Origin of the sequence: Rhizobium sp. R693 (genome assembly GCF_002211315.1) — a bacterium.
Lineage (GTDB): Bacteria > Pseudomonadota > Alphaproteobacteria > Rhizobiales > Rhizobiaceae > Rhizobium.
Map to the genome: position 1 here is coordinate 472,143 of NZ_LOKY01000012.1, position 16,526 is coordinate 488,668.

Sequence of the window (16,526 nt, forward strand, 5' to 3'; positions counted from 1 at the left end):
CGATCTACGACCATGATCAAATACGCACTCCGTCGCCTGCTGTCGACGATCCCCGTGATGTGGATCGCCGTGACACTCAGCTTTTTCGTCCTGCGCCTTGCTCCCGGCGGCCCATTCGATGGCGAGCGGCCATTGCCGCCGGTGATCCTGAAAAACCTCGCCGCCCACTACAATCTCGATAAGCCGCTGATCGAACAATACCTGATCTATGTCTTCGACGTCCTGAAGGGTGACCTTGGCCCGTCCTTCGCCAACGAAGACTTCAGCGTTGCCCAGCAGATCATGATTGGCCTGCCCTACACCTTCACCATTGGCGGCCTCGCCTTTATCTTTGCCATTCTCATCGGCGTGACCGTCGGCTGTGTTGGGGCGCTTTATCAGAATAAGGCGCCCGACTACGTCCTCGGACTGCTCATTCTCGTCGGCCTGGTTCTTCCGAACTTTCTGATTGCGCCCATCCTGCAGCTGATTTTCGGCATCCACCTCGGCTGGTTGCCCGTCGGCGGATGGGGTGACGGCTCGTTCAAGTATCTCGTCATCCCGATCGTTGTGCTGGCACTGCCGCATGCGGGCCGCATTTCACGCATGACCCGCGGCTCAATGATCGAGGTGATGAACCAGAACTACATTCGCACCGCCAAGGCCAAGGGTATCGGCCCGCGGCTAACGGTCATGCGTCACGCGCTGAAGCCCGCCATGATGCCTGTCGTGTCCTATCTCGGCCCGGCGGCCAGCTACCTTCTCACCGGCTCGCTCGTTGTCGAGAGCATCTTCGGATTGCCTGGCATCGGCCGCTACTTCGTCAACGCAGCGCTGAACCGCGACTACGGCATGGTTCTCGGCACGGTCATCTTCTACATGGTGCTGATCGTCGTTCTGAACCTTCTCGTCGACATTGCCTATGCGTGGCTCGATCCGAAAGTGAGAAACCGATGATTCTCAATCCCGCAAAGAGAGAGCTGCTTGCGGCTGAACTTCTCGAAGCCGAGGGGCTCTCCCACAAGAGCCGCTCGCTGACTGGCGATGCGCTGCGTCGTCTTTCCCGCAACAAGGCAGCAGTGGTTGCCATCATTGTGCTCGTCCTCCTGATTCTGGCGGCATTCCTCGGCCCGTACCTCATCACATTCGACTATGAGGAGCCGGACTGGGCGGCATTCCGGATGCCGCCCGATATGGAGAGCGGCCACTATTTCGGAACCGATCCGAATGGCCGAGATCTGCTTGCCCGTGTGCTCTACGGTACCCGCGTGTCACTCGCCGTCGCGGCAACGGCAACCATCGTTTCGGTGGTGATCGGGGTGCTGTACGGCGCGATTTCCGGCTACATCGGCGGCAGGCTCGATGCGATCATGATGCGCTTCGTCGATATCATGTATGCACTGCCTTACATTCTTTTCGTCATCCTGCTGATGGTAGTGTTCGGCCGAAACGTCTACCTGCTGTTTGCAGCAATCGGTGCGCTGGAGTGGCTGACCATGGCCCGAATCGTGCGCGGACAAACGCTGTCGATCAAGCAGCGTGAGTTCATCGAAGCAGCCCGCGCGTCCGGCCAGAAGCCATTCAAGATCATCCTCAAGCACATCATTCCGAACCTCGTCGGACCGGTGGTGATCTTCGCCGCGCTGACGGTTCCGGAAATTATCGCGACAGAGAGCTTCCTGTCCTACCTTGGCTTCGGTGTTCAAGAACCGCTGACGTCGCTCGGCACCCTGATTGCCGAGGGCACCGACGCCATGGAAAGCATGCCGTGGCTGCTGATCTTCCCGGCCTGCTTCCTCGTCGCCTTGCTGATGAGCCTGCTTTTCATCGGCGACGGCCTGCGCGACGCGTTCGACCCGAAGGATCGATAGATGCAACAAGAAACAAAAAACGACACGCTTCTCGAACTGAAAGACTACTCGATCACCTTTGCGACGCCGGATGGCGAGGTGAAGGCCGTTTCCAACATGAACCTTTCGATCCGGCGCGGCGAGCGCGTGGCGATTGTCGGCGAGTCGGGATCGGGCAAAAGCCAGACCTTCCTCGGCGTCATGGGCCTGCTTGCCAAGAATGGCCGCACCAGCGGCCAGGCGTTGCTTGAGGGCAAGGACGTATTGGCGTTGAAGCCGCGCGAACTCGACCATGTCCGCGGCAAGGACATGGCCATGGTCTTTCAGGACCCGATGACGGCCCTCAATCCGTCGCTGCGGATCTCCCGCCAATTGACGGAGCAGCTCGAGGTCCACCGGGGCTTCACGGCACGGGCTGCCTCCAACGAGGCACTCGATATGCTGAAGCGGGTCGGCATCCCCGACCCAACGCGGCGCTTCAACCTCTACCCGCACGAGCTGTCGGGCGGCATGCGCCAGCGTATCGTCATTGCCATGGCACTGCTGACCAAGCCGAAGCTGCTCATTGCCGACGAGCCGACGACGGCGCTTGACGTTACGATCCAGGCGCAGATCCTCGATCTCTTCAACGACCTGACGGCGGAAATGAACACGGCGCTGGTCATGATCACGCATGATCTGGGCGTCGTCGCGGGCCTCGCGGATCGCGTGGCCGTCATGTATGCCGGGCGGATCGTCGAGGAAGCGCCGGTGGACGAACTCTTCGAGGTGCCGGCGCATCCCTATACGGCTGCGCTGCACGCTTCGATTCCTCGACCCGACCAGGACGTCGACCAACTCGCCGTCATCCCCGGCCGGCCGCCCAATTTGCAGCACCTGCCGAAGGGCTGCAGCTTCTCGCCGCGTTGTCCCATGGTTCAGAACGATTGCATCGACGTATCACCGAAGCTCGAGACATTGGCGGAACGTCATTCCGCGGCCTGCTTCCATCCCTTCCCGCGCCGTGAGGAGGTTATGAATCATGGCTGAACGATCGCTCCTACGAGTTGAGAACCTCACCACTCAGTTCGAAATCCCGTCGAAGAGCTTTTTCAAACCGCCATCACTGCTGACCGCCGTGAACAATGTCAGCTTTGACCTCAGAGAAGGCCGGACACTCGGCGTCGTCGGCGAGTCCGGTTGCGGCAAATCCACGCTTGGCCGCTCGATCCTCCGCCTGCTGAAGTCGCAGAAAGGCCGCATCCTCTGGCAGGGGCGCAATCTCCTCGACCTATCGGACGAAGAGATGCGGGCAGCTCGCCGCGACATGCAGATCATCTTCCAGGATCCGATCGCCTCGCTCGACCCGCGCATGACCGTCGGCGACATCATTGCCGAACCGCTCACAGTCTTCGAACCGAAGCTTACAAAGGCGGAACGCGTGGCGCGCGTGCGAGAAATCATGGGTGCTGTCGGCCTCGTGCCGGAGATGATCAACCGCTATCCGCACGAATTCTCGGGCGGCCAGGCGCAGCGCATCGGCATCGCCCGCGCTGTCGTGACGCGACCGAAGCTCATTATCTGCGACGAGCCGGTCTCGGCACTCGACGTATCGATCCAGGGGCAAGTCATCACGCTGCTGCGCAAGCTTCGCAAGGAGTTTGGGCTGACGTTGATCTTCATCAGCCATGATCTTTCAGTCGTGCGACTAATCTCGGACGACGTGCTGGTGCTCTATCTCGGCAAGGTGGTCGAGGCCGGCGATTGCGCTACCGTATTCGACCGGCCAGCGCATCCTTACACGCAAGCCCTCTTTTCGGCCGCACCCGTGCCCGATCCCAAACTTGCCCGGGACCGACAACGTATCCGACTACAAGGTGATCCGCCCTCGCCACTCAATCCGCCGCCAGGCTGCGTCTTTTCGCCGCGTTGCTGGAAGGCGACGGATATCTGTCGCACGGAAATGCCGGCAACGGAGCAGGTTCGTGCTGGGCAGACCGCCGCCTGCTATCACATGGATCGTTAGCAAGCTGACGGAAGGCCTGCCGTCAGGCAGGCCTTCTCATCCATTCAGCGCGCACCCCAGGTGTCGGTGAGCCGGTAGCCCTCTGGCCAGGGATCCGACGGATCGAGCATGTGCTGATGGGTGCCGGTGATCCAGGCCCGGCCAGAAATCTCCGGCAGGATCGCCGCGCGATCGCCGACTTTCGTCGTGCCGAGAATGCGGCCGGAGAAGGTCGAGCCGATCAGCGAGACAGCCGTTAGACGATCTTCGAGCTTCATCTGGCCGCGCGCATGCAATACCGCCATGCGCGCCGACAGCGCCGTCCCGGTCGGCGAGCGATCGACCTTGCCGGGCTGGATCGCGACGGCGGCGCCCGCACGCAGGCCTTCGGCGGTGCGCTCCACCGACCCTGCGAAGAGGCAGAAGGAGAAGTGCTTCCAGTCTGGATTTTCCGGGTGATGAAATCCGAGCGCCGTGTTGGCGGCGTTGGTGATACGCACGCCCAGCTTCGCAATGTCATGGGCCTCGTCCGGCGTCAGGCTGAAGCCCATCGCGGCTGCATCGACGATCACGAAGCTATCGCCGCCGTAGGCTGTATCGACGGTCAGCGTGCCCAGGCCCTCAACTTCCAGCTTCGCATCCAGCCGCTCGGCGAAGCTCGGCAGGTTCTGCACGAAGATGCGCTCGGCCTTGCCGTTGCGGCACTCGGCACGTACGCGAACAAGGCCTCCGGGGGCTTCCAGGGTGATTTCAGTGACGGGCTCCTCCATCGGCAGGATGCCACTGTCCAGCAACACCGTGGAGACGCAGATCGAGTTCGATCCTGACATCGGCGGCGTGTCCTCGGGCTCCATGATGATGAAGGCGGCATCGGCATCGGGATGCTTCGGGGGCACCAGCAGATTAACGTGGCGGAAGACGCCGCCACGCGGTTCGTTCAGCACGAAGTTGCGCAACGTCCCATCGCGGGCGATCCAGCGGCTTTGTTCCCATATGGTTTCGCCGGGCGGCGGCGTAACGCCGCCAACGATGACATCGCCCACCTCGCCCTCGGCATGGGCCGACACGACATGGATGGTCTTGGTACTGCGCATGATACCTCCTCAGAAAAGCCAATTGGGGAGCCGCGGGGGGACGCGACCAGTTAGAGCCGCTTCGACACAATCAGCAAGGCTGCCGAAGCGAACGGCGCGGCCGGAGAGCCCTGGGCCGTAGTGGGCATACTTGCCGGAATTCGTCAGCAGGGCACGGGTCCGCGTCGGGAATACGGGCTCGGAGATCGAACACCAGCAGAGATCTGGCAGCACCTGCACTCCCGCATCCTCCAATCTGCCGAGCAGACCTTCGTTGCGAGCTTCGCTGATAACCTGCCGTCCGGCTGTGACGATCACCGCGACATCGGGATGCCGGCGACGACCGGCAAGGACCTCAGCCAAGGCGCGGCACTCGGTCAGGGAGGCGTGCGGACTGCCGATGGCAATGAGTTCAACCTCTTCCGGCCCGCCGTTCAGAACCGTCCACGCGGAGACCATATCGGCCCGGGAGATCAAAGCATGATCGGCACCGTCTCGTGCAGCGCCAGCAGCTTCAGGCGTGACACCTTCTACATGCAGCATGGGTGCTGCTGAGGTGGTGCCGAAGGCGGCACACAATGCCTTGAGATCGTCTCGCGAGGGCCGTGCGGAGCTCAGGCCGCGCAGAAGCGGAATGCGGTCCGGCGCTGCGCGACCGGCGAGATAGCCGATTAGTGGCCAGAAGGCATCATCGACGCGGTCCGGCAGCTCCACATCGATGACCCGCCGCGCCTTCCGGTGCTCGTCAAGATAGACGCCGGAAAGTGGTGCGCGCCCAGTCAGCGCGATGCAGAGATCGAGGAAATCGGGGTGCTTTGCCGTCCGCGCGCCGAGGACCGTGTTGGCGAAGATCACCGCATTGGATTCCGCCCAGGCAATGGATTCGCCCGCCTGCGGCGCGCTTTCGAGCAGGTATGGAGAACAGGTGAAGGTTGGCCGACAGCCCATGCGGACGTAGGCATCGGCAAGCCGCGCGGCCGCGTCGCCGAAGGCTGAGGGCACGCCCTGCGCCTGCCAATTGGCACGATCGACGGAAATGGCATTCATGGTCGTCGGCACACGAACCTGTGCGCCCATATCGGCCATCTTTTCCGCGAAGGTGAGGTTCGCCTGGCTCGCATAGATACAGCCGTCGATGTGGCCCTTTGTGACATCCACGAGACCAAGGGCGCCCTGCTGCGCCGCCATTGCGCAAATGATGCGCATGGCCTGCTGCACGGCGATGCCCTGCTGCCCGTCAAGCATCGCGCGGTCGGCTTCGGTGAGGTCAAGCGTGGCGGTCGCCGGAGGAGCGATCGGAATCTCCAACCCGTCTGCCACAACCGCCGCATCGCTGATGTCGGCGGTATGGGCGTGAGAGAGCGCCGCAAAGGCTTCCCGCCCAAGCCGCAGGACGGGCAGCGGCTTGCCGAACATTTCCGACGCGATCAGCGCGCCGAGCGTCAGCACGTCCTCGGCTTCGGAAAAAACCAGGGCAGCCGGTGCGCGACCTGTCAGCACTAGATCAAGAAGCACACCGGAACCAGTGCAGGATCCGCGGCTCGACGGCATCATCAGGATGCCACCGGTGAGACAGGTCCCGTGGAGTGGATGGTGCACGTCGATTACGCTGCCGGTCGCCGGGTCCACTCCTCCCCAGAAGCTCAAAGCCTCCTGGGTGGCGATGATGCGGCCACTGGCGGAACCATCGAGAATGCTGCGATCGAGTGCGGACTGTTTCATTCAGGTGAGGCCTCAAACGGGGAGATGGCGGTCACCAACGGGGGCGTTACGAGCCAACATCGCTGTCGGCTCGCTGTTCGCCTCCGTCAGAATCTTTGGGGCGAGAAGGACGTGATGTCGATCGCGGGCTTCTTGCCAGTCAACAAATCCGCGACGATCCGTGCGGTGCCTGCCGACTGCGTCAAGCCGAGATGGCCGTGACCGAAAGCGTAGATCACCCGCTGCGTGTCACGGGCTTGGCCGATGGCGGGCAGGCTGTCGGGCAAGGACGGGCGGAACCCCATCCATTGCACGCCGCCCTGCGGCTTCAGGCCGGGCAGGAAATTGCGCGCCTTCTGCAGCATCGCGTCCGAGCGGCGGAAATTCGGCGGGAGCTTGAGACCTCCGAGTTCAACGGCGCCACCGACGCGGATACCCGTCGATAGCCGGGTAACGACAAAACCGTGGCTGCCGAAGGTAATTTGCGTCCGCAGGTCGAAAGCCTCGGGAGGAAGCGTGGTATTGTAGCCCCTCTCCGTTTCGAGCGGAATGTTCTCGCCGATCGTGCGGGCCACTTGGTGCGAAAAGGCGCCCGCCGACAGAACCACCCGTGCAGCACGTCGCGAGGCTCCATCGACGCTTACAACATCGACGCCGCCCTCGCCGGGACGCAAAGTCGTGACTTCTGCGCGCTCGATCGCGCCGCCCAAGGCGCGGAAATGATCCGCCAGGGCCAGGGTATATAGCTTGGGATCGGCGATCGAGTACCAGCCGGGCGTGAAGGTGCCGTGAGTAAAGCGCGGCGCCAGACCCGGTTGGATCTCGGCGATACCCTTGGCATCAAGGTGATGGAACTCGATCCCATGCGCTTCCCGCGCCTTCCAGCCGGGAAGCGAGGCCTTCAATTCCGCTTCGCCTTCGTAGACCTGCAGATTGCCGTCCTTGCGCAGCATGGCAGCGGTGCCGGCCTGCTGAAGGAATGGCTCGAGCTCGGCCTTCGAAAGGTCCATCAGCGCGGTTTGCGCCGCAGTCGAATGAGCGACACGGCCCGGCGCGCAGGCACGCCAGAACCGGAACATCCACGGCGCTATCTGCAAGGCATAGGAAGGCGGCACCGACAGCGGGCCGAGCGGATCGAGAAGCCACTTCGGCGCTTTCTTCAGGATGCCGGGCGAGGCAAGCGGCAGGATGTCGGTAAAGGCGAAGGCGCCGGCATTTCCTGCCGATGCTCCAGCAGCGGGGGCCTCCCGGTCGAGTACGACCACGGAAAGCCCTCTTGCCTGTGCTGCGATCGCCGCGGAAAGTCCAACGACACCCGCGCCGATCACAATGACGTCAGGTTGGTTTTGATTGTTCATCATTGCCTCAATGGGTAGCAGCCAGAAAAGCCTGCAGCTCCGGGTTCTTCGGCGCACCGAACAGCTCTTCGGGCGGAGCTATCTCGGCCATCACGCCCTTGTGGAAGAAGGCAACGCGGTCTGACACTTCACGTGCGAACTTCATTTCGTGCGTGACACAGATCATCGTCATTCCTTCGGAGGCGAGCATGCGCAGCGTGTCTAGCACTTCGCCGACAAGCTGCGGGTCAAGCGCTGAGGTGACCTCATCGAACAGCATGTATTCCGGCGACATGGCCAGCGCCCGGGCAATCGCCATGCGCTGCTGCTGGCCGCCGGACATACGGTTCGGATAGACCTTGAGCTTCTCCCCAAGGCCGACGTGGGTGAGCTGCTTCACGGCGATCGCTTCGGCTTCCGCCTTGGAGAGGCCGATCACCTTTCGCGGCGCGAGCATGACGTTTTCCAGCACGGTCAGATGCGGGAAAGCGTTCCACTGCTGGAAGACGATGCCGAGCTTGCGGCGGAGCTTGTTGAGGTCGGTCGCCTTGGCATGGACATCAGTGCCGTCAACGACAATACGACCGCTGTCAATTGCTTCTAGGCCGTTGATACAGGTGAGCAGCGTCGACTTTCCCGAACCGGAGCCACCAATGATGGTCAGCACCTCACCCTTCGGGACAGTGAGGTTGATGCCCTTCAGAACCTCCAAAGGGCCGAAGGATTTGCGGACGTTTTCAATCTCAATCATTGGGAGACCACCGTTTTTCGAGATACCCGCCAATCCGGGCGATGGGAAAGCTGATAATGAAGTAGACGGCACCGCAGATCATCAGAATGAACAGCGGCTCCTGCAGCCGGGTCACGAGAATCTGCGAGGCGCGCAACAGCTCGATCAGGCCGAGCCAGAGCACCAGCGCTGAATCCTTCATGACGCCGAGCGTCAGGCCGATCCAGGAGGGAAGCGAAACGCGGGTGGCGAGCGGCGCAACAATATAGCGCATGTCCTGCCACCAGGTCATGCCGAGCGAGCGAGCCGCGCGGCGCGTGGTTGGCGGTACCGCGGAAATGCCGCCGCGAACGATCTCGGTGCAATAGGCGGCCGTATAGAGCGACAGCACGACGCAGGAAGTCGTGAACGGGGGCCAGCCAAGCCGCATGATCGACTGGAGGGCGTTGCCAAGCACGAGCTGGATCAACAAAGGCACCGAGCGGAAGACGTCGAGCGTGAAGGTCAGCGGCGCCGACCAGTAGGGTCCGAGTTCGACGCGGATCATCCCAAAAAGGATACCGAGAATGGTCCCGGCAACAACCGAAACGACCGTGACCGCAAGCGTCATTCCCGCGCCTTGCGCGAGGAAGGCCAGATCACTCCAGGTGAGGGCAGTACTAAACATCTCTCACCTCTCTCAGTAGCGGAACATACGCCAGGCGAGTGCGCGGGCGGCAAGGGTCAGGACCTTGGCGATGACGTAGTAGATCACGGCAGCCAAGGCGAAGAATTCAAAGGTGCGGAAGGAGCGCGCGTTCAGCTCTTGCGTCACACCGGCAAGATCGGTGTTCATGCCGACGGTCACGCCGAGCGATGTCATCAGGACGGCCCAAACCATCTGATTGGTCGCCGGCAGAAAGGCCACGCGCAGCATCTGCGGCAGCACGATCAGGCGAAAAGCCTGCATCGACGTCATGCCAAGCGAGCGCCCGGCGCGTGTCTGCGTGTCCGGGATCGCTTTTAGCGCGCCGCGGAAATTTTCTGCGAGATAGCCGGCATTGTTGAAGGCGATACCGACCAGAAGCGCGGTAAACGGGGTGAGGTGAATACCGAAGTTGCCGAGCCCGAAATGGGCCATGTAGATCTGGAAGAGCGCAGGCGTGTTTCGCGCGATCTCGACCCAGGCCGTGGCAAAACCATTCAGAATGCGGTTTCCCGATAGTCGGAACAGGGTCAGCCCGATCGCGCAAGCCAGTCCGACGATCATGGACATGAGCGCAATCTGCAGCGTGACGAGCGCGCCGTCCAGCATATGCGGCAAGGCCTTGAACGCTTGGTTCCAGTGGAAGGTGTAGTTGAACATGACCGTCTCACCTTTTCGTAAAGCTACGGCGCGAGGAATGACCTCGCGCCGCGGGAGAAACGGTACGGATTAGCGGTAAACGCCGTTGACCGCGAGCGACGGGACGTCGCCGCCAACCCACTTCTTGTAGAGTTCGGCGTAGCGGCCAGTACGAACCTGCTGGTTGATGAACAGGTTCAGGTAGTTGACGAGGCCGTATTCTTCGCGGTTGGTGAAGAGTGCGACGTAGTCGATATCGAACGGCGCCTTGCCGACCACTGCGATGCCTGGGAACTTGCCGGTCTTGACGTTGGCCTGAGCAACGGTCGAGGTCGAGACGGTGGCGTCAAGCTGGCCCTGGCTCAGTGCCAGGAACACGTCGGCCTGCGTCTGGTAAGGACGGAACTCACCAACGCCCCAGGCCTTGACCTGCTGTTCGAGCGCGATTGCTTCGTAGGTGCCGGCTGTGGCGCCGACAACCTTGCCCTTCATGTCTTCAAAGGACTTCACACCCGACTTCTCATTGGCGGTAACCGCCATCTCGAAGGCAAAGTAGGGCACCGTCATGCCAACGGTCTTGGCACGCTCCAGCGTGTCGGACGTCGAGGCGACGCCGACATCGACGCGACCCGACATCAGTGCCGGAATGCGTTCAGGGAACGGGGTTTCAACGATTTCGGCAGTTACGCCCAGCGCCTTGGCCAGATCGTTGCAATAGTCCACGTCGAAGCCGATCGGATTGTTGTTCTCGTCGCGCGAACCCATCGGCGGGAAGTCCAGTACGACAGCGCAGCGCAACGTGCCCGAGCCGATAATGTCATCCAGCTTATCGGCCTTGGCCGGGCTGGTCAGAAGGGTGGCGGTGGCTAGAAGGCTGAAGGCGAGGACCGAGGGTTTCATTCTATTCTCTCTCCCAGAGTTGGTTTGTCGATTGACAGCGAGGCGCACTATTCCCCGTCGGCGCGCGCAAATCAATGCTAAAATACATGAAGTATGCAAAAAGTATAAGTTGAATAGCGGCCATGTCGACAAAAAAGGGCGGCCAAGTCGTGGCCGCCCTTTGCTTTTCTACCCTTGATAGGAATCAGCCGAGAAAATCTTCCGGCAGGAGATCTTCCGGCATGTTCTGGTACGAAACCGGGCGGAGGAAGCGCCGGATCGACATCGTGCCGACGCTAGTTGCCCCAAAGTTGGTCGAAGCCGGATAGGGTCCGCCATGGACCATGGAATCGACCACCTCGACCCCGGTCGGGAATCCATTGACCAGGACGCGTCCTGCCTTGCGTTCCAGCACGGGGCGCAGACGACGGGCGTCGGAAATGTCGCCTGCATCCATATGGATCGTCGCCGTCAACTGACCTTCGAAGCCACGAGCGAGCTGCTCCATCTCATCGATCGTCTGCACACGCACGACAAGGCCGAGCGGTCCGAAGACCTCTTCGCCCAGGGCGTGATCGGCGAGGAACTGTGCGCCAGTCGTCTCAAACAGGTTCGGAGCGGCTGAGCGGCCGGAGGACTCGCTGGTGAACAGCGATTTGACCGTATTGCGAGTTGCAAAGCGTGACTGCCCATCCTGGTAGGCCTTCGCGATACCATCGGTCAGCATGGTCTGTGGCGCTACCTTGCCCAGTGCTTCGACCGTTGCAGCAACAAAGCGATCGGCATCGGCGCCTTCCGCCACTACGGCGATGCCGGGATTGGTGCAAAATTGGCCGGCGCCCATGGTCAGCGACCCGGCCCAGCCCTGACCCAGCGTTTCGGCGCGTGCCTTCAACGCCTCGGGCAGGAGGAACATCGGATTGACCGAACCGAGTTCGCCGAAGAAGGGGATCGGCTCCGGCCGCGCTGCGCAGAGATTGAAGAGCGCGCGACCGCCGGCGAGCGAGCCGGTGAAGCCGACAGCTTTGATCCGCGGATGCTGCACGAGCGCATGACCGACGTCACGGTTGCCGCCTTGGATCAGCGAGAAGACGCCAGGATGAACACCCGTCTTGCGAATGGCCGCCTCGATGGCCTGCGCGACAATTTCGCCTGTTCCAGGATGCGCCGAATGCCCCTTGACCACGACAGGGCAACCCGCCGCGAGTGCGGCCGCCGTATCACCGCCGGCAGTCGAGAAGGCCAGGGGGAAGTTCGAAGCTCCGAAGACAGCCACCGGGCCGACCGGGCGCTGGATGAGCCGGATCTCCGGGCGCGGCGCAGGTTGACGGTCTGGCAATGCAGCATCCAGGCGGCGGTCGAGGTATTCGCCCTTTTCGATATGGTCGGCGAAGAGACGCAGCTGGCCGGTCGTGCGACCGCGTTCGCCCTGCAGGCGCGCTTCTGGCAGGCCCGTTTCCTGGCTACCGATCTCTGTGATTGCCTCGGCACGAGCCTCGATCTCGTCAGCGATGGCGCGAAGGAATGCCGCCCGCTGTGCGCGCGTCGAGTAGCCATAGCTCCAGAATGCATCTTCGGCTGCCTTGCAAGCGCGGTTCACCAAGTCGACCGTGCCAATAGCGAATTGATGCACTGGACCATGCGCCGGCGCGGATGCAAAAGTACCCGCTCCATCGAGCCATTCGCCCGCGACGAGGTGTTTTCCATTGGGAGTGAAGACCATCTGCGATTCCTTTCTTGAGGGCCGGGGTGCTTTACGCGAAAATCCATCCGGAGGCGAATTGCGCAAGTCGAATCTTTGTATACTCTATGTATTTATAACATCAACACTCGATCGCCATCGGCGGCCGGGCCATCCATGAGAGAAATAAGATGAGCGATAACACCACCCTGACCGTCCCGGCACTGCAGGAGCGGGTCGATGCGATCTTTCGCAAGGCCGGCCTCAACGAGATCCAAGCCGGCGCACTCGCTCGCGTGATCGTTGCCGGGGAACGCGATGCCTGCAAATCGCACGGCATCTACCGGATCGAGGGTGCGTTGCGCACCGTCAAGGCAGGCAAGGTGAAGCCGGATGCGGTGCCGGAACTGCTGCTGCAGGAGGGGTCGGCGATTGTGAAGGTCAACGCCAAGGGCGGCTTTGCCAATCCCGCCTTCGAACTCGGCCTGCCGGCGCTCGTGGAACGCACCCGCTCGTGCGGACTTGCGGCACTCGTTATCAACGACTGCACACATTTCTCCGCACTCTGGCCGGAAGCGGAAGCGCTGACCGAACAGGGGCTTGCAGGCTTGGTGATGTGCCCGAGCTATGCGACCGTTGCACCGACTGGCGGCAACAAGCCGCTGCTCGGCACCAACCCTTTCGCCTTCGCCTGGCCGCGCGCCGGCCAACCGCCTTACGTCTTCGATTTTGCAACGTCGGTCGCCGCGCGCGGCGAAATCGAACTGCATCGACGAGCCGGCAAGTCGCTGCCAGAGGGCTGGGCGATCGATGCCGAAGGCAATCCGACGACCGATCCGAACGCTGCGCTTGCCGGCGCCATGCTGCCCTTCGGAGGACACAAGGGATCTGCGATCGGTACGATGATCGAGCTGTTGGCCGGCATCATGATCGGCGATCTGACGAGCCCTGAGGTGCTGGACTATCTTGGCACGACCACGCTTGCGCCGTTCCACGGCGAGTTGATCATCGCCTTCTTTCCCGAAGCCTTCGCAGCCGGCCGGCCAGGCAATCCGTTTGCACGGGCCGAGACACTGTTCGAGGCAATCATTGGCCAGGGCGCCCGCCTGCCTTCGCAGCGCCGCTATGTGGCACGCGCGAAATCGGAGACCGATGGCATCACGCTGACCGACGCCGAGATCAAGCAGCTCGAACGGTTGTTCGCACTCGGCCTGGATGCGGTGGCCTGAGCCGCCGCCTGACATCGCTGATAATCGGCATAGGGGAGATCGATTTGATCGCACCCTGCCACACCACCCGGCATGCGGGTCCGCGCCGGGAGGTTCGAGCGATTGAGGTTAGACGAGCTCGAGCATTCCAAGTTGGTCAGCCCATCTGATGGTGAGGATGGCGTTGAGGACTTTGCCGCTGTTGCGCCACCAGCGACCGGCATTGGCTGCCACTTGCTGAGCCACAAGAGGTTTCGCTCCCCTTGCCATCATTTCCCGGACGATCGTCCTGCCGTGCTTCCATTGCTTGAGCTGGATTACCCTCACACGATGGCGCATCCATGTCGGCAACCCGTCTCTTGACCACCCGCCCCGGTGCTTTGCAGAATGCATAGCCGAGGAATTTGCGGCCGAAGACGCTGGCAACGGCGCTCTTGGTCTCGTTCACCTTCAGGCGAAGTCGGCCACCCTGCGGCGTGCCTCTGGTTCGCTTGATGACCACATCTCCGTCAACAATGTCGGCGTTCAGATCGGCCCAGCGACTGCCGTTTCGATCGACGCTTCCTCTCCACGCTCAGTCGCCCTTGCGCAGTTGCGCTTCACTTCCCTCGCCATGACCAGCTTACGGTGGGACTTACACCCGCAAGAGTGCGCCCATGCTGGGCGCACATGCGAAACGGCCCTCCAAACGGAGGGCCTTTCGATTTGAGAGTTCTTGAAATCAGGCCCTGTACTTCTCAACAGCGCCGGGGAGTTTGCTCCACTCTGCGTACCAGGTATTGAAAAGCTTGAACTGAGACTCGACGTAGCCGCGCTGGCTGTCCGTCAGAACGTCCGTTTCGTAGAAATGCAGCGTGTATTCCTTGTCGCCCTTCAGCACCATCATGTGCTTGAAGAACAGCACGAGGTCCGGGCCTTCGTCAAACGAAGAGAGGACGGCCAGCGCCTGCTCGAGCTCCAGCGCCCGCTGGCGGGCATCCGCGTCGCCGGCAGCGGCGGCTTGGGCCAGGTTGCAAAGATGCAGCACTTCCTTCGGCAGGACGTTGCCGATGCCCGTGATGGCGCCGGTCGCACCGCAATTTACGAAGCCGTGGAAGACAGCCGTGTCGACACCGATCATCAGCGAAACGTCATCATCGCGGCTGGTGATGTTCTCTGCCGCATAGCGCATATCTGCCGCGCCACCGAACTCCTTGAAGCCGACGAGGTTCGGATGTTCGGCACGGAGCGCAAAGAACAGATCGGCGCGCGTGGCGAAGCCATAGTAGGGGCTGTTGTAGATGACCGCCGGAAGATCCGGAGCAGCCTTCAGGATCGCCTTGAAGTGCGCCTTCTGGGCCGCAATCACCGAGCCGCGCGACAGGACACGCGGGATGACCATCAGACCTTTTGCCCCAACCTTCTGGGCATGCGCCGCATGGGCAACCGCAGACGCGCTGTTGACGGCGCCAGTGCCGACGATGACCGGAACGCCGGCCTTCACCAGGCGCTCCACGCCTTCCATGCGCTGCGCATCGGTGAGGAGCGGCCAGTCACCCATGGAGCCGCAGTAAACGACTGCCGACATGCCCTGGGCGATCAGCTCCTGCCCCTTGCGGACGAGGGCGTCATAGTCGGGGGTACGATCCTGCTTGCAGGGGGTCATCAGAGCCGGGATTACACCGGAAAAAATCTTGGCCTTCATTGAGAAACTCCTGTTTGCGCTGGGGGACGGAAGGGGTCGGTGCGTGAGCACTGACCCGGCCCCCCGTGTCGTCGAAGGTCGTTATAGCAACTTGCATATTATTTGTCGACAAAAATTATGCAGCAGATCAAAGAGCAATATCCAGCTTGCCGCCGCGTGCGAAAAGCTTCTGTATCTGCTGTACGATCTGCTCGGCATGGATCGTCGCTAAGCGGTCGGCGGCCTCGGCGTCGCGCGCTGCTATGACCGCGATAATGTCCTCGTGCTCGTCGACGAAACGTTGCGGCAAACGGTCCTCGTACGACTGGTAATAGAGCCGCAGGATGCGCCGTCCCTCGTCGAGAAGGCGATTGAAAAGGCCAGTGAAATAGGCGTTTCGACCCGCCTCGGCGATGGCCGAATGGAAGGCGGCGTTTGTGGCAATCATTCCCAAAGCGTCCTGCGCCGCCACGGCGGCAGCAAACTCGGCCTGACGCGCGCGGATTACCTGCAGGTCCTCGGCACGATGATATTGGGCGGCCAGGCGCGTGGTCACGCGATACATCAGTACCAGCGCATCGAAGAAGGTGTGCATGTTGAAGAAATCGATGTTCGAGACCATGGTCGAACGATTGGGCAACGTATCTATCAGCCCCTCGCCCGCTAACCGAACCAGCGCCTCGCGGATCGGTGTGCGCGACATCTTAAACCGCTCGGCCAGCTGCACCTCGTCGATTGGGCTGCCGGGTGGCAAAACCAGATCAAGGATCTCGTCGCGCAGGAGGTCATAGACCACCTTGACGCCGGAGCCGCGCTTGCGTTCAGGAGTGGAATTCGTATCGTTATCAGTCATCCTGGAATCCTTTTGTCGACAAAAGGAATACTTTTTCTTGCACATCGGATCAATAGCACCGGCAACCCCGGCGAGCGAAAGGCCAGGGTCGCATCACGAGAAAAGGGCGCGGCGGAAACATTGGCAACCTAGCTGTAGCTTCTGTAACGGGCCTTAAGTCAATCCCTTGTGAGCTTAATCCCTCGCCGAGTGCTTGCTTCTGTCCGCAGTCGGCACTTGGCCGCTGCTTTATGGGGTCTGCTGAGGACCGGCTGGCCAATCTAG

At 61.7% G+C, this 16,526-nt stretch carries 16 protein-coding genes; 5 read left to right on the plus strand and 11 right to left on the minus strand.

The genetic code is table 11. From position 1 onward, the window contains the following. The first annotated feature begins 12 nt into the window (after positions 1-12). The 4 genes from ATY79_RS14275 to ATY79_RS14290 are packed head-to-tail and all read left to right on the plus strand — an operon-like array spanning position 13 to position 3,834. Positions 13-936, plus strand: coding sequence for an ABC transporter permease subunit (locus ATY79_RS14275; RefSeq protein ID WP_088692600.1), 924 nt, complete (start codon positions 13-15; stop codon positions 934-936). Further along, positions 933-1,850 carry an ABC transporter permease subunit gene (locus ATY79_RS14280; protein ID WP_088692601.1) on the plus strand — a complete coding sequence of 306 codons (918 nt, stop codon included), beginning with the start codon at positions 933-935 and terminating at the stop codon, positions 1,848-1,850. The genes ATY79_RS14275 and ATY79_RS14280 overlap by 4 nt, the downstream gene beginning before the upstream one ends. Next, entirely contained in the window at positions 1,851-2,858 is a 1,008-nt protein-coding gene (locus tag ATY79_RS14285; protein ID WP_088692602.1) for an ABC transporter ATP-binding protein, read from the plus strand. It abuts the gene before it with no gap. Beyond that, positions 2,851-3,834: an oligopeptide/dipeptide ABC transporter ATP-binding protein gene (locus ATY79_RS14290; RefSeq protein WP_088692603.1), complete on the plus strand. Its 984-nt coding sequence runs from the start codon at positions 2,851-2,853 to the stop codon at positions 3,832-3,834. Before ATY79_RS14285 ends, ATY79_RS14290 begins: the two co-directional genes overlap by 8 nt. Positions 3,835-3,878: 44 nt before the next feature. On the opposite strand, the gene ATY79_RS14295 is transcribed toward ATY79_RS14290, so the two are convergent. From ATY79_RS14295 to ATY79_RS14330, 8 genes are all read right to left on the minus strand, one after another. After that, positions 3,879-4,907, minus strand: coding sequence for a proline racemase family protein (locus ATY79_RS14295; protein WP_088692604.1), 1,029 nt, complete (start codon positions 4,905-4,907; stop codon positions 3,879-3,881). A 9-nt stretch (positions 4,908-4,916) separates the two neighbouring features. Further along, positions 4,917-6,608, minus strand: a complete 1,692-nt coding sequence (locus ATY79_RS14300; protein ID WP_088704182.1) for an aconitase X — start codon at positions 6,606-6,608, stop codon at positions 4,917-4,919. An 86-nt stretch (positions 6,609-6,694) separates the two neighbouring features. Next, on the minus strand, positions 6,695-7,945 hold the full coding sequence (locus tag ATY79_RS14305; protein ID WP_088704183.1) for an FAD-binding oxidoreductase: 1,251 nt from the start codon (positions 7,943-7,945) through the stop codon (positions 6,695-6,697). Between the two features lie 7 nt (positions 7,946-7,952). After that, a complete protein-coding gene (locus tag ATY79_RS14310; RefSeq protein ID WP_088692607.1) occupies positions 7,953-8,675 on the minus strand; it encodes an amino acid ABC transporter ATP-binding protein in 723 nt (240 codons plus the stop codon). Next, complete coding sequence (locus tag ATY79_RS14315; RefSeq protein WP_088704184.1) at positions 8,668-9,321, minus strand: amino acid ABC transporter permease; 654 nt, start codon at positions 9,319-9,321, stop codon at positions 8,668-8,670. Before ATY79_RS14315 ends, ATY79_RS14310 begins: the two co-directional genes overlap by 8 nt. Before the next feature lie 12 nt (positions 9,322-9,333). Then, positions 9,334-9,999, minus strand: a complete 666-nt coding sequence (locus ATY79_RS14320) for an amino acid ABC transporter permease (RefSeq protein ID WP_088704185.1) — start codon at positions 9,997-9,999, stop codon at positions 9,334-9,336. 69 nt (positions 10,000-10,068) lie between these two features. Further along, on the minus strand, positions 10,069-10,878 hold the full coding sequence (locus tag ATY79_RS14325; RefSeq protein WP_088692610.1) for a transporter substrate-binding domain-containing protein: 810 nt from the start codon (positions 10,876-10,878) through the stop codon (positions 10,069-10,071). Positions 10,879-11,062: 184 nt separating this feature from the next. Beyond that, positions 11,063-12,580 (minus strand): aldehyde dehydrogenase (NADP(+)), encoded by a 1,518-nt coding sequence (locus ATY79_RS14330; protein WP_088692611.1) that lies wholly within the window; start codon positions 12,578-12,580, stop codon positions 11,063-11,065. Between the two features lie 149 nt (positions 12,581-12,729). On the opposite strand from ATY79_RS14330, the gene ATY79_RS14335 reads away from it, so the two are divergent. Beyond that, complete coding sequence (locus tag ATY79_RS14335; protein ID WP_088692612.1) at positions 12,730-13,767, plus strand: Ldh family oxidoreductase; 1,038 nt, start codon at positions 12,730-12,732, stop codon at positions 13,765-13,767. Between the two features lie 108 nt (positions 13,768-13,875). On the opposite strand, the gene ATY79_RS14340 is transcribed toward ATY79_RS14335, so the two are convergent. From ATY79_RS14340 to ATY79_RS14350, 3 genes are all read right to left on the minus strand, one after another. After that, the gene (locus ATY79_RS14340; RefSeq protein WP_245306821.1) at positions 13,876-14,073 is read right to left on the minus strand and encodes an RNA-directed DNA polymerase; all 198 of its coding nucleotides are present in this window, start codon (positions 14,071-14,073) and stop codon (positions 13,876-13,878) included. 394 nt (positions 14,074-14,467) lie between these two features. Then, on the minus strand, positions 14,468-15,430 hold the full coding sequence (locus ATY79_RS14345) for a dihydrodipicolinate synthase family protein (protein WP_088692614.1): 963 nt from the start codon (positions 15,428-15,430) through the stop codon (positions 14,468-14,470). A gap of 127 nt (positions 15,431-15,557) precedes the next feature. Beyond that, the gene (locus tag ATY79_RS14350; RefSeq protein WP_088692615.1) at positions 15,558-16,262 is read right to left on the minus strand and encodes a GntR family transcriptional regulator; all 705 of its coding nucleotides are present in this window, start codon (positions 16,260-16,262) and stop codon (positions 15,558-15,560) included. Between the last annotated feature and the right edge of the window lie 264 nt (positions 16,263-16,526).